This window comes from Thermomonospora sp. CIF 1 (assembly GCF_001896795.1).
GTDB classification, from domain to species: Bacteria; Actinomycetota; Actinomycetes; order Streptosporangiales; family Streptosporangiaceae; genus Thermomonospora; species Thermomonospora curvata.
Window position 1 is genome coordinate 188,490 of sequence record NZ_MOYN02000014.1, and the last position, 13,066, is coordinate 201,555.

The following is a 13,066-nucleotide window of genomic DNA, read 5'->3' on the forward strand; positions in this document are numbered from 1 at the left end:
GCGTGTTGCTTTTCTAATTTCGTGACATCTTCATGACCTCTTGTGGCCGGAGGCGAAGACGAGACGGGCCCGCTGCAACGGCTGCAGCGGGCCCGCAGGGTTGTCACACCTTGGCGGCGCGTCCGCGCGGCTCGTCCCAGATGCCCAGGGCGATCCACAGCCGCTTGTTGATCGGGTTGATCACGCCCAGCTCGGCCAGCAGGTCACGGACCTTGCCCACGCACTCGCGGATCTGCTTTTTGAACTCGGGGCTGCCGTAGGCCTGCTTGACCACGTCCTCGGGGATGTCGTAGTAGCGGACCATCGGGCCGGGCGGGCACAGCATGATCCGTGCCATCAGCGCCAGGATCAGCGGGGCGGTGAGGCCGAGCAGCTGGCGGCGCAGGCGGCTCAGCTGCGGCACCCGGTGCTTGAGGTAGTGCCGCGCAAAGGAGATGTGGCGGGCCTCCTCGGCGATGTGGATCTTCATGATCGTCTCTTGCAGCGGGTGCTTGACGTGCCCGCCCTTGAGGGACTTGCGCTGGACGTAGTCGATCGGGTCCTCACCGCCGAGCACGAACACGAAGAACAGCTCGGTGCTGATGAGCGGAATCCACGGCGTCGCCTGGGCGATCAGGTTGAGGGAGCGCGGCATGCCGCGGATCGGCAGCTTGGTGCGGTTGACGAACTCCTGGAACATCATCGCGTGATGACATTCCTCGGTCGTCTCGTGGTAGACGTACCGGAACTCCGCCCGCCCGTTGGGCAGCCAGTAGGCGTAGTTCAGCAGGCCGCGCTTGAGCAGGTTCTCAAACTGCAGCCCCACCTTCATCGCGGTGGCCACCCGCCACAGGCCGATCTCGGCCTGGATCTCCGCCGGCTGCGACTTGTACCACTCGGTGCCGCCCAGCGGGTCCACCTCAGGGGCCAGGATCCAGCGCGGGTCGTGGCGCTCCACCCGGTAGTCGGGGTCCTCCCAGGGGATGTCGGCGTAGGCCTCCCAGTGTTTTTCCACCGAGGCCTTGCTGAGGCGTTCGATCACGCCCAGGTACGACTTGCGGTCGGTGACCTGTTCCTTGATCTCCTCGGCCAGCTGGGTGGGGGTCTTGGTCATGAGCGGGTTTCCTTGTCGTCGGGGATGAGCATGTGGGCGATGTCCTTGACCAGTGCCAGCACGGCCGCCTGGTGCCCGTGGACGTCGTTGTCCAGGGAGTTCTGGATCGACAGCCCCACCAGCAGGGCGAACAGCCCGCGGATGGTGGTGTCGACGATCTCGGGGGGCAGGCTTTCGGGGAACAGCTCGTGGAAGACCTCTTTGATGATCACGATCACGCGCTCGTGGAGGTCGGCGCTGAGGTCACGCAGGGATTCGTCGGTGCGGCCGGCCAGCGCCAGCTCCAGCAGCGCGATGGCCGGGGGCTGGCGCAGCATCTCCCAGAACAGGTCCAGCGCCCCTTCGATGTTGCGCTGCTCCTCCGGCAGCTCCGCATAGGCCTGTTCGTACTCGGCCCGCAGCCGGCTGAGCAGGTGCTCCAGCGCCGCCGCGACCAGCGACATCTTGGTGGGGTAGTGGTGCTGCTGGGCGCCCCGGGACACTCCCGCCCGGCGGGAGACCTCGGTGGTGGACAGGCCCGCCCACCCCAGGTCCGCCAGCGCCTCCGCGGTGGCGTCCAGCAGCCGGGCCTGGGTGGCGGACCGGCGCTCTTCCTGGGTTCTGCGGCTGGTGTGCCTGCGGTGGTATCGCCGGCGACCGTTGACTGACACGCCTTCGACGGTAGGCGTGCAACATACAAGCAAGCAAGCCTGCTTGTATGTTGCCCCGGTCACAATCGGACATTTCGTGCATGCGTTCGCGCTGGTGATGCGCGGTGCGCGGACCGGGTGCGCGTCCGCCTCGGGGATGACGCGGTGGCCGAGCCGGACGCGAGAGGGAAGCAGGCCCCGGGAATCGGGGCGGTGCGGGACGTGCGCTTACGGCGGGCCGTTTCAGCTTCCCGGACGGCCTGCGAGGGCGGCCGGCACGGAACGGGGAGCCGCACAGCGACGCCGGGGCGGCCCGGGCCGCCCCGGCGGGCGCGTTCTGCGTCGGGTTCCGTCAGGACGGGTAGCGGGTGGTCAGGAAAGTGCCGATGCGGGTGATGGCCTCCTCCAGCTCGGCGGCGTACTGGAGGGTGACCACGCGGAAGTGGTCGTGGGCGGGCCAGTTGAAGCCGGTGCCCTGCACGACGAGCAGCTTCTGGTCTTCCAGCAGCTCCAGGACGAACTGCATGTCGTCCTTGATCGGGTAGACCTCCGGGTCCAGGCGCGGGAACACATACAGCGCACCCTGCGGCTTGACGCAGCTCACCCCGGGGATCTCGTTGAGCAGCTTCCAGGCGCGGTCGCGCTGCTCGCCCAGCCGCCCGGTGGGCAGCACCAGCTCGTTGATGCTCTGGTGGCCGCCGAGCGCGGCCTGGATGGCGTGCTGGGCCGGCACGTTCGGGCACAGCCGCATGTTGGCCAGGATGTCCAGGCCCTCGATGTAGGACTCGGCGTGCTCCTTGGGGCCCGACAGCACCACCCAGCCGGAGCGGAAACCGGCCACCCGGTAGTTCTTCGACAGCCCGCCGAAGGTCAGGCACAGCAGGTCGGGGGCGAGCGTGGCGATCGAGATGTGCTCGGCGCCGTCGTAGAGCACCCGGTCGTAGATCTCGTCGGAGAAGATGATCAGCCCGTGCCGGCGGGCCAGCTCGGCCAGCCGCTCCAGCACCTGGCGGGAGTAGACCGCGCCGGTGGGGTTGTTGGGGTTGATGATCACCAGCGCCTTGGTCCGCTCGGTGATCTTGGCTTCCACATCGTCCAGGTCCGGGGCCCACCCGGCCTGCTCGTCGCACAGGTAGTGCACCGGGGTGCCGCCGCCCAGGCACACCGAGGCGGTCCACAGCGGGTAGTCCGGTGCGGGGATCAGCACCTCGTCGCCGTTGTTCAGCAGCGCCTGCAGGGTCATCGTGATCAGCTCCGAGACCCCGTTGCCCAGGTAGACGTCCTCGACGTCCAGGCCCTCAAAGCCCCGCTCCTCGTAGTGCTGCACGATGGCGCGGCGGGCCGACAGGATGCCCTTGGAGTCGCTGTAGCCGTGTGCCTCGGGCAGGTTGCGGATGACGTCCTGGAGGATCTCCGGCGGGGCCTCGAACCCGAACGGGGCCGGGTTGCCGATGTGCAGCTTGAGGATCTGGTGCCCCTCGGCCTCCAGCTCCTTGGCCCGCTTCAGGACCGGGCCGCGGATGTCGTAGCAGACGTTGGCGAGCTTCTCCGACTGGGTGACCTGCATGGGAGACAGACTAACGGCGGGCGTCAAAGCCTTTTCCGGGGGTTACGGACCTCCGTTAAAACGCCCCATAGTACTCGGCGTGTCGCTCTCCCGCTGTGTCTTCTCGAACTCGGTGGGGAGGGCCGCGGCAGCGGGAGCGGACGGGCCGGTGCGCATCGGGACGGTCAGGCGGCGGAGACCGCGGCGTCCAGGCGCCGCAGGGCGCCGCGGACCACGGCCGGGTCGGTCGTCGTCCAGAACGGGGGCAGCGACGATCTGAGGAACCCGCCGTAGCGGGCGGTCGCCAGGCGGGGGTCGAGGATCGCCACGACGCCCCGGTCGGTGGCCGAGCGCAGCAGCCGCCCGGCGCCCTGCGCCAGCAGCAGCGCCGCCTGGGTGGCCGCCACCGCCATGAAGCCGTTGCCGCCCCGGGCCGCCACCGCCCGCTGCCGGGCCGAGGCGATCGGGTCGTCCGGGCGGGGGAACGGGATCCGATCCATGATCACCAATTGCAGGGACGGGCCGGGCACGTCCACCCCCTGCCACAGCGACAACGTGCCGAACAGGCAGGTCCGCTCCTCCTCGGCGAACCTTTTGACCAGCAGGGAGGTGGCGTCCTCGCCCTGGCACAGCAGCGGGTGGCCCAGACGTCCCCGCAGCTCCTCGGCGGCCTGCCGGGCCGCCCGCATCGAGGAGAACAATCCCAGCGTCCGCCCGCCGGCCGCCTCGATCAGCTCGGCGATCTCGGTCAGGTAGGCCTCCGGCAGCCCGTCCCGCCCCGGTTGCGGCAGGTGCCGCGCGACGTAGAGGATGCCCGCCTTGGCGTGGTCGAACGGCGACCCGGCGTCCAGCGCCGACCAGCGCAGCTCACCGCCCTCCCCGGACGGGTCGCCCGGGCCTTGGGGCCGTGCCTGGCGTGCTGCGACGTCCGCAGGCTCCCGGCCGGCCCGCGAGCGGTCATCCCCGGGACCGGACTCGGCGGAAGAGCCGTCGGCCCCGGCCGAGCGGGACGGGTCACCCGCCGGGCCGTGACCGCCGGAACGTGGATCCGCGGCTTGACCGTCGTTGGATCCGTGGGAGGGACCGCGGGCGGCATGCGGCGGGCTGTGACCGTTGGAATTCGGCTTCCCGCTCCCTCGCGCCGACGAGCGGCCGTCCACGGACGGGTGGCCGTTCTCGGACCCCTGGGCGGTGGGGTGGGGTGAGCCGCCCGCCGGGTCGTGGTCGGCGAGACTCGGGTTCGCGGCGCGGTGGCCCGCAGGCGGTGCAAGGTCCGCCGGCCCGCGGCCGCCGGCGCGGTTCGCCGCCGGGGCCTGCGCGGAGCTCAAAGGAGGCAGGCCCCACTGGCGGGCCAAGGGCTCGAACGAGCCGCCCAGGGTGAGGGTGGCCGAGGTCAAGATGGTGGTGCGGGTGCCGAAGAGCGCCGTGCGCAGCAGGCCGCCGACGCTGATGGGGGCGATGTGCAGGGTCGGCGGGCGGCGGGGGCCGTCCGGTGCCGCGGGACCGGTGAGCGGCTTGTCGAGCCAGACCACATCGGAGCGCGCGGCGAGCTGCGGTTCGAAGGACTCCAGCATCCGCACCGCGGTGTCGTGCAGCTCCTCCACCGTCGAGCGGACGGCTCTGCGGGCCGCCAAGGCGGCCGGGTCGTCTGCGCGGTCGGAGCCGAGCGCGGTCAGGCAGGCGTGCGCGGCGTCCCGCAGCGCGGCCAGCGCCCGGCCCAGCGGTTCCGGCAGCACGTCCAGCCGCCCGGCCGGCAGGTCCTCCAGCAGCGCCGCCAGCTTCTCGGCCGCCTCCTTCAGCCGGTCGGCCACGCCCTCTTCGATGAGCCGGCCGCAGCGGCGGGCGGCGGTCTCGGCGGCCGGGCCGCTGAGCGCCCCGGAGCCCGCCGCGGTGACCCGGTCCACCAGCTCGTGCGCCTCGTCCACGATCACCACGTCGTGCTCGGGCAGCACCTGGCGTCCTTCCAGGGCGTCGATCGCCAGCAGGGCGTGGTTGGTGACCACGATGTGCGCTTGGCCCGCCTCGGCCCGGGCCTGCTCGGCGAAGCAGGACTCCCCGTGCGGGCAGCGCTGGGCGCCCAGGCATTCGCGGGCGCTCACCGACACCTGCCGCCACGCCTGCTCGCTCACCCCGGGCACCAGTTCGTCGCGGTCGCCGGTGACGGTCTGCCCGGCCCACTCGTGCAGCCGCTTGACCTGCCGGCCCAGCGCCGACAGCTGCTGCGGGTCGAACAGCGCCGCGTCCTCGGGCTCGTCGGGGGCGCCGGTGTGCACCCGGTGCAGGCACAGGTAGTTGCCGCGGCCCTTGAGGATGGCGAACCGGGGCTCTTGCCCCAGCAGCGGCCGCAGCGCCTCGGCCAGGCGGGGCAGGTCACGGTCCACCAGCTGGCGCTGCAGCGCGATGGTGGCGGTGGAGACCACCACCGTGGTGTCGGCCGCCACCGCGTGCCGGATCGCCGGGACCAGGTAGGCCAGCGATTTGCCGGTCCCGGTCCCGGCCTGGGCGGCCAGGTGCTCCCCGGTGGCGATGGCCCGCGCGACCGCCTCGGCCATTCGCACCTGGCCGGGACGTTCGGTTCCCCCGATCGCTTTGACCGCGGCGGCCAGCAGGGCGGCGGTGTCCGGGAGGCGGACCTCGCCGGGCGGATCAGCGGACGGCATGTCGGCCAACGCTACCCCGCCCGCGGCGGCGATGCGGCCTCACGGCTCCAGCCGGCCGGTGAGCCGGGCCACGGCGGGAGGCCGGAAGCGGGGGAAACCGGCCGCCCACTCCAGGGCCGTCTGGTGCCTCACCGTGTCGCCGGCCAGGGCGGCGACGGCCGGCGCAGGCGGCCGGTCGGTGCGTTTGCGCAGCTCCTGCCACTGCTCCAGGGCCAGCATGAGGAAACGCGGCGTCGTCGCGCCGGCCAGGTGCTCCAGATCGCCGACGGCGGCTTCGGCCAGGTCCAGGCCGTACAGCTTGGGCAGCGTGCTCAGCGGGGCGATGCGCACCGGCTGTTCGGTGGTCAAGACGACGGTGCGCAAGGTGGGGTGGCCGGTCAGCGGTGTCAGGTCCACCGTGTCCACCCTCAGCTCAAGGTTCTCCACCGGCAGTTCCCGCAGCACGCTCAGGTCGGGGTTCCGGCAGGTCAGGGTGATGTCGCGGAGCCGGGGCGCGTTGCGCAGCGGGCGCAGGTCCAGCTCGGTGCCGTGCAGGACGATGAGCCGCTGCACCTCCGGGCCGACCGAGGCCAGGGTCGCTCGGCGGGCGTCGATGCGGCGTTGCCAGGCGTAGCGGTCGGCCGGCTGCTCCCATTCGGGCCCGAACAGCTCTACGTAGTCCTCCTCCGGGGCCTCATAGTCACCTCGTTTGAGCGTTTTCAGCTCCATGCGCAGCAGGCCGGTGACCGAGTCGGCCCGGTACAGGGCGCCGTCGTCGTAGTCGCGGCCCATCTCGATGACCTGTCCCGGCCTGCCCCCCGGACCCGGGGCCATGTCGACGGCCAGGTAGTTGCCGCCGCCGTCGTGCGCGAACGGGATCCAGCCGAGGTGCCCGGTCACCCGGCGCACCCTTCGCAGCGGGTCGGTCTCCAAGACGGTGTGGTTCCAGCCCGTCTCCCAGCCCGGCCGGTTGTACCGGCCGTCTTCCAGCCGGCCCCCGGAGCCTTCGGGACCGACCAGCTCGCTCAAAGACAGCCACTCATAGTCGTCGAATGTCAGCGGACCGCCGTCGCTCACCCGGTAGAGCGCCAGCAGGTCGGCCGGCAGGGGCACCGGGGACCGTTGCTGCAGCAGCTCCAGCATGGCGGTGGAGGCGGGCGGGCGCGGCGGCTCGGTGCGGCCGAGGATCTCGTACTTGATCCGCATGACCTCGCGCAGCAGATGGACGGCCTCCTGCGGGTCCCCGGCGGGGGAGGCGTCGGCCGGACCGTCCTCCTCATCGCCGGGCTGCAAAGGATCGGCGCCGGGGTCGAGGAGATACAGGTGGCTGCGAAAGCCGGAGAACGGGCCGTGCTCGCCGGGCCAGATGACGAGCGCCTGGTAGTCGCCGGAGGACTGCACGGTCAGGTCCACGTGCGCCTGCCCGGCGCCGCCGCGCCGGCAGAGGGAGTGGAACGGGTCGAGGGGCAGGTCGAACAGACGGTCGTTCACCGGGCCCTCCGGACGGTGGTAAACCAGCCGCCGGCTCACCGAGATGGGCGTCACGACGCAGCTCAGGGTCGCGGACAGCCAGCCCGAGGGAGCCTCCCGGTACACGGCCGCCGCCACCGACCGCAAATGCTCGGCTGCCGGCGGATCCAGTTCACTCGCCATCGAGGACCTTTTCCCGTTCACGCATCGTAGTCACCGTAAGACCAAGAATCTCACAACATGAGCCATGGGCGAGTGAGGACGTCTGTGATGTGAGGCGCGGGCACGACCGGTCTCCAAATCCGCACTATCGCGACCATTGCTGCTTTAAGCTGCGAAAACCCTCTGGATGGAAGGAGCTTGAGTGGCCCGGTTCGCCCCCCTCGCCCCGCTGCCGGGGCCCGCCCGCTGGGCCGTGCGCGTCCTGGCGGTCCTGCTGGTGCTCGTGCTGCTGCTCACCGCGTGGACGGTGTGGACGGTGCGGCGCTCATTCCCCCGGATGGACGGGGAGATCAGGCTGCCGGGCCTGCGCGCCGCCGTCACCGTCTATCGGGATAAATGGGGTATTCCGCACATCTATGCGGATACCGGTGAGGATCTGATGCGCGCCCAGGGTTATGTGCACGCCCAAGACCGTTTCTGGGAGATGGATTTCCGCCGGCACATCACCTCCGGCCGCCTGTCGGAACTGTTCGGCGAGACCACCGTCGACACCGACAAGTTCGTGCGGACGCTGGGATGGCGGCGAGTGGCCGAACAGGAACTCGCCCTGCTGTCGCCCCGGACCAGGCGCTACCTGGAGGCCTACGCCCAAGGCGTCAACGCCTGGCTGAGAGAGCACCCCGACACCGCCACGCAGAGCCTGGAATACGCCGTCTTGGGCTTTCAGCGCTCCGGCTACACCCCCGAGCCGTGGACCCCGGCCGACTCGGTGGCCTGGCTGAAGGCGATGGCCTGGGACCTGCGCTCCAACCTGGAAGAGGAACTGGAACGCGCCCTGGCCGCCACCAAGGTCCCCAAGTCCCGGGTCGAGCAGCTCTTCCCGGACTACGACCACGACCGCTTCCCGGTCATCGTCGCAGGCGGCGAGGTCGAAGACGGCGAGTTCCGCCCCTCGGGCGACGCCGCGCCGGCCGCCTCCCCCCGCGCCCGCGCCACCGTCCCCGCCCTGGAGAACGCTCCGCGGGAAGCTTCAGGTGATGAGACGCCCGGGGCGGACGCGGCGCCGGCGCTGGAGCGCCTGGCAAGGGCGCTGCGCGCGATGCCGTCCCTGATGGGCAACGGGGCGCCGGGCATCGGCTCCAACTCCTGGGTGGTCGCCGGCAGCCGCACCACCACCGGCAAGCCGCTGCTGGCCAACGACCCGCACCTGGCACCGCACATGCCGTCCATCTGGTACCAGGCGGGGCTGCACTGCCGGCGGATCACCGAAGAGTGCCCCCTGGACGTCACCGGCTTCACCTTCTCCGGCACCCCCGGCGTGATCATCGGGCACAACGACCGGATCGCCTGGGGCTTCACCAACCTGGGACCGGACGTCGCCGACCTGTACCTGGAGAAGATCACCGGCGACGCCTACGAGTACAAGGGCTCCCGGGAGCCGCTGCAGACCCGCGTCGAGGAGATCAAGGTCGCCGGCTCCGACCCGGTGCGGATCACCGTCCGCGCCACCCGGCACGGCCCGATCGTCTCCGACGTCATGGACATCGAACCCATCGCCGGGGAGGGGACGGCCGTGGCGCTGCGCTGGGTGGCGCTGGAGCCCCGCCCGACCGCCGACGCCATCGTGGCGATGAACTCCGCCCGCAACTGGGAGGAGTTCCGCGAGGCGGCCAGGTTCTTCGACGTGCCCGCGCAGAACCTCGTCTACGCCGACGTGGACGGCAACATCGGCTACCAGGCGCCCGGCCGCATCCCGATCCGCGCCAAGGGCGATGGAACCTGGCCGGTGCCCGGCTGGACCGGGGAGTACGAATGGACCGGCTACATCGACTTCGATGAACTGCCCAGCGTCTACAACCCCCGCTCCGGGTACATCGTCACCGCCAACAACGCCGTCATCGGCTCTCAGTACCGGCACCTGCTCACCAAGGACTGGGCCTACGGGTACCGCGCCGCCCGCATCCAGCAGCTGATCACCGCCGCTCCGAAGGTGGACCAGGCCGCCATGAGCCGCATCCAAAAAGACGGCTACGACGGCTTCGCGGCCGTGCTGGTGCCGCACCTGCTGCGCGTGGGCGGCCCCGATGTGGAACTGCTGCGCGGCTGGGACTTCCAGCACTCGCGCGACTCGGCTCCCGCCGCCTACTTCAACGCCATCTGGCGTCACCTGCTCATCGGCACCTTCAACGACGAGCTGCCCGAGCAGGCCCGCCCCTCCGGCGGGGAACGCTGGTCGGAGGTCGTCCGCCTGCTGCTGGACCGCCCCGACGACCCCTGGTGGGACGATGTGCGCACCGCCGGCGTCAAGGAGACCCGCGACGACGTCCTGCGCCGGGCCGTCCGCGCCGCGCACACCGAGCTGACCGGCAGGCTCGGCGACGACCCGCGCCGCTGGCGGTGGGGCGACCTGCACACGCTCAAGCTCACCAACGACACCTTCGGCACCTCCGGGATCGCCCCCATCGAGTGGCTGTTCAACCGCGGGCCGCTCAAGCCGTCCGGCACCGAGAGCAGCGTCGACTCCACCGGGTGGGACGCCCAGGAGGGCTATGAGGTCACCTCGGTGCCGTCCATGCGGATGGTCGTCGACCTGGGCGACCTGGACCGCTCCCGCTGGATCAACCTGACCGGCGCCTCCGGGCACGCCTTCCACGCCAACTACCACGACCAGGCCCGGCTGTGGGCCGACGGCCGGACCATCCCCATGTACTCGCGCCCGGACTCGGTGCGCCGCGCCGCCGAGCACACCCTCACTCTCACTCCCTGACCGGCGGACGGGCCTTCGCCGCGGCGCGGGGCGCCCGGCCGTTCCCCGAGCGGCCGGGCACCCCGCGCCCAAGGCGTGAACGGTTATCCACATTTTCAAGTGATCTCCCGGCCGTGGCCGCCCGCCTGACAGGCTCGAGGGCATGAAAGAGCCCATGGCCCGCACCGACCGGCCCGCGTTGAAGATCCGGTCACCGCACGATGCGGTGTCCGTCGTGCCCTACCTGCTCGGCTTCCATCCCGCCGACAGCCTGGTCGCCATCGGTTTCGACGGCCCCGCCGGCACGTGCGCGATGCGGTTCGACTTACCGCGGTCCGGTGCCGCCGAACTGCGCGAGGGACTGGCCGAACGCGCCGGCCTGCTGCTGTCCCGCAACGGCTTCCGGCAGGTCCTGCTGATCGGATACGGCCCCGCCGAACGCGTCACACCCGTCATCGACGCCTCCCGGCGGGCCCTCGCCGAGCGCGGCATCACCGTCAAGGAGGCCTTGCGCGTCGCCGATGGACGCTGGTGGTCGTACCTGTGCCGGGACCCCGGCTGCTGCCCGCCGGAGGGCACCGCCTACGACATCTCCGCCAGCGTGATCGCGGCCGAGGCCACCTTCGCCGGGCATGTGGCCTACGCCGACCGGTCCGAGCTGCAACGCACCATCGCCCCCCTCACCGGTCCCGCCCGGCAGGCCATGCGCCGGGCCACCGACCGGGCTGAAGAACGCCTGCTGTCGTGGGCCGCCGCCGGCCATTCGCCGGAGCGGATCCGCGCCCGGATGGTCGAGGAGGCCGTTCCCCTGCTGGCCGACCTGACCTCCCGCGCCGGCCCGCCGTCCGACGAGGAGATCGCCTGGCTGGGCGTCCTCCTCACCAATTTGCGGGTGCGCGATGAGGCCTGGGTCCGCATGGACCTGGACGATCCCGCCTCGGTCATCGCGTTCTGGAGCGACGTGCTGCGCCGCGTCGAGACCCCCTACGCCGCGGCCCCGGCGTGCCTGCTGGCCTACGCCGCCTACACCACCGGCGACGGCGGCCTGGCCAACATCGCGCTCGACCGCGCGATGGAGGCCGACCCGGCCTATTCCCTGGCACTCGTCCTGCGCGAAGTCATCGACTCCGCCATCCCCCCATCGAAGGCCCGCCTGAAGATGACCCCTGAGGAACTCGCCGCCGCCTACGCGGAACAGGAGAAGAACGCCGCCCTGAACGGAGAGCGCGGGAAACCTCAACCCTCCGGACGCGACGGCACTGCCGGGCGCGGCGCAGGCCCGCCGCCCTGAAAGGCCCTCGGTGGTCTTGCGGTCTTCCGGCCGCAAGACCACCGAAGGCATGCCGGCGGTGCGCCTTTCACTACGTGACCTGAGGCTCCGAGACGGGTTTCGGTGGTGCTCGGTGCCGGGCCGAAACGCGCCGCGGGCCGCCGGAACGGCGGATCACCTGTTCGGACCTGCTATTGCCCCGCTCGCTTCGGCCCGTCCGATCCCGGATCCTTCCCGGGCTCTGGCAGGTGTCTCGGCGGGGAGACGGCCGGTCAGGAGGAGACGGCTTCGCCGGGAGAGCCGGGGTCGAGACGGCGGTGGCGGTTGCGTTCGTTCCAGGCGCGCATGCGCGGCGGGTAGCCGACCAGCTGGGCGTCGTAGACGGGCAGGCCCAGATCACGGGCCACCTTGTGGATCACCTGGGGGGCGCCGACCCGGCGGCGGATCCACTCCCCGTCGGAGGCGACGGCGACCGCGGTGGTGTCGGTGGCGAAGGTCTGGGGCTCGACGTAGAACTCCACGCCCTGGCGGCTGCGGGCAAAGGCGATCAGCGCCTCGATGTCGGCGTTGGTCGCCTCCCGGTCCAGCCTGGTGATCCTGTTCCCGCGCCACTTGCGGATTCCGAATCGGTCCCGGAACCTCATCCGCCTGCCCTGCCATTCGGTGTTCGTGGCGCTCCGGCCCCCGCGGAGCGTGCCCCTTGCCTGCTGGGTCGATGCTGGTTGAAAGGACAACGGCCGGTGCGTTCGAGCGGTTCCCCAAGCCCGCCCCGGCGTCGCATCCGGACCGGACCAGCCGTCCTCGCCCTGGGCATCTCTGCAGAGCCCCGCATGGGAAACAGCGCCTTTGGGCCCGGGACGCCCGGCGCGGCGATCCCCTGAGCGCGGCGGAGCGGGAGACCAGGGTAAAGCCAGGGGCTTCCCCGATATCCGCCGACGCGGGACGGAACCGAGCATGGAGGCATGAACGGCGGTGGATACGCGACGACGGCGCTGAGGGTTTCGGACGCCGAGAGAGAACCGGTGCTCGAACGGCTCAAAGACGCCTATGCCGAAGGACGGCTGGATCACGCGGAATTCGAGCTGCGGATGCATCTGGCGATGACCGCCAAGACCCGCGCCGACCTGGCGGCGGTGATGGCGGGCCTGGAACGGCCGGTGCCGGAGCCCGCCTCCGGCGGCGTCCCCGGCAAGACGGCGCCCGGCCCGCCGGACGGGCGGCAGCGGCTGCTGGCCGCCCTGGCGCACGGGTCGGGCGCGGTGCCGCTGATCATCCCGCCTTTGGCGGTCATGCTGCTCGCCGGAGCCGGCGCGCCGTACGCGCGGCGCCAGGCGGCCGAGGCGGTGAACTTCCAGCTGACGCTGCTGCTGGTGACGATCGTGACGTTCGGGCTGGGCGGCATCGTCTACACCGTCTCCTGGGTGGTCGCCCTGGTCGCCGCCGTGGCCGCGCTCGGCGGCCTGGACTTCCGCTACCCCTGGATCTTGAGGCTGCTCCGGGCGTGACCCCCG

General features: G+C 71.4%; 9 protein-coding genes. 3 read left to right on the forward strand and 6 right to left on the reverse strand.

Going from position 1 to position 13,066, the window contains the following annotated elements; translation table 11 throughout:
- Positions 1-103 precede the first annotated feature (103 nt).
- The 5 genes from BUE48_RS07735 to BUE48_RS07755 form a co-directional block, all read right to left on the reverse strand.
- Positions 104-1,093: an AurF N-oxygenase family protein gene (locus BUE48_RS07735; RefSeq protein WP_012851923.1), complete on the reverse strand. Its 990-nt coding sequence runs from the start codon at positions 1,091-1,093 to the stop codon at positions 104-106.
- Positions 1,090-1,743, reverse strand: coding sequence for a TetR/AcrR family transcriptional regulator (locus BUE48_RS07740; RefSeq protein WP_245537006.1), 654 nt, complete (start codon positions 1,741-1,743; stop codon positions 1,090-1,092). The genes BUE48_RS07735 and BUE48_RS07740 overlap by 4 nt, the downstream gene beginning before the upstream one ends.
- 331 nt (positions 1,744-2,074) lie before the next feature.
- The gene (locus BUE48_RS07745; protein ID WP_012851925.1) at positions 2,075-3,289 is read right to left on the reverse strand and encodes a pyridoxal phosphate-dependent aminotransferase; all 1,215 of its coding nucleotides are present in this window, start codon (positions 3,287-3,289) and stop codon (positions 2,075-2,077) included.
- A gap of 164 nt (positions 3,290-3,453) precedes the next feature.
- Positions 3,454-5,928, reverse strand: coding sequence for an ATP-dependent DNA helicase (locus BUE48_RS07750; protein WP_286989489.1), 2,475 nt, complete (start codon positions 5,926-5,928; stop codon positions 3,454-3,456).
- A 39-nt stretch (positions 5,929-5,967) separates the two neighbouring features.
- On the reverse strand, positions 5,968-7,398 hold the full coding sequence (locus BUE48_RS07755) for an SMI1/KNR4 family protein (protein ID WP_286989490.1): 1,431 nt from the start codon (positions 7,396-7,398) through the stop codon (positions 5,968-5,970).
- A gap of 343 nt (positions 7,399-7,741) precedes the next feature.
- On the opposite strand from BUE48_RS07755, the gene BUE48_RS07760 reads away from it, so the two are divergent.
- Together BUE48_RS07760 and BUE48_RS07765 are read left to right on the forward strand one after the other, a co-directional pair.
- Positions 7,742-10,306 carry a penicillin acylase family protein gene (locus BUE48_RS07760; protein WP_012851928.1) on the forward strand — a complete coding sequence of 855 codons (2,565 nt, stop codon included), beginning with the start codon at positions 7,742-7,744 and terminating at the stop codon, positions 10,304-10,306.
- Between the two features lie 142 nt (positions 10,307-10,448).
- The gene (locus BUE48_RS07765; protein WP_012851929.1) at positions 10,449-11,576 is read left to right on the forward strand and encodes a DUF4192 domain-containing protein; all 1,128 of its coding nucleotides are present in this window, start codon (positions 10,449-10,451) and stop codon (positions 11,574-11,576) included.
- 251 nt (positions 11,577-11,827) lie between these two features.
- Here BUE48_RS07765 and BUE48_RS07770 read toward each other — a convergent pair whose 3' ends face one another.
- A complete protein-coding gene (locus tag BUE48_RS07770) occupies positions 11,828-12,199 on the reverse strand; it encodes a hypothetical protein (RefSeq protein ID WP_012851930.1) in 372 nt (123 codons plus the stop codon).
- A 318-nt stretch (positions 12,200-12,517) separates the two neighbouring features.
- Between BUE48_RS07770 and BUE48_RS07775 the strand changes: the two genes are divergently transcribed.
- Positions 12,518-13,060, forward strand: coding sequence for a DUF1707 and DUF4870 domain-containing protein (locus BUE48_RS07775; protein ID WP_286989492.1), 543 nt, complete (start codon positions 12,518-12,520; stop codon positions 13,058-13,060).
- The last annotated feature ends 6 nt before the right edge of the window (positions 13,061-13,066 follow it).

What these genes read in the sequence shown, in the direction of transcription:
- BUE48_RS07735 (WP_012851923.1), bottom strand. Translation starts at nt 1,093, where the DNA reads ATGACCAAGACCCCCACCCAGCTGGCCGAGGAGATCAAGGAACAGGTC.
- BUE48_RS07745 (WP_012851925.1), bottom strand. Translation starts at nt 3,289, where the DNA reads ATGCAGGTCACCCAGTCGGAGAAGCTCGCCAACGTCTGCTACGACATC.
- BUE48_RS07750 (WP_286989489.1), bottom strand. Translation starts at nt 5,928, where the DNA reads ATGCCGTCCGCTGATCCGCCCGGCGAGGTCCGCCTCCCGGACACCGCC.
- BUE48_RS07765 (WP_012851929.1), top strand. Translation starts at nt 10,449, where the DNA reads ATGAAAGAGCCCATGGCCCGCACCGACCGGCCCGCGTTGAAGATCCGG.
- BUE48_RS07770 (WP_012851930.1), bottom strand. Translation starts at nt 12,199, where the DNA reads ATGAGGTTCCGGGACCGATTCGGAATCCGCAAGTGGCGCGGGAACAGG.
- BUE48_RS07775 (WP_286989492.1), top strand. Translation starts at nt 12,518, where the DNA reads ATGAACGGCGGTGGATACGCGACGACGGCGCTGAGGGTTTCGGACGCC.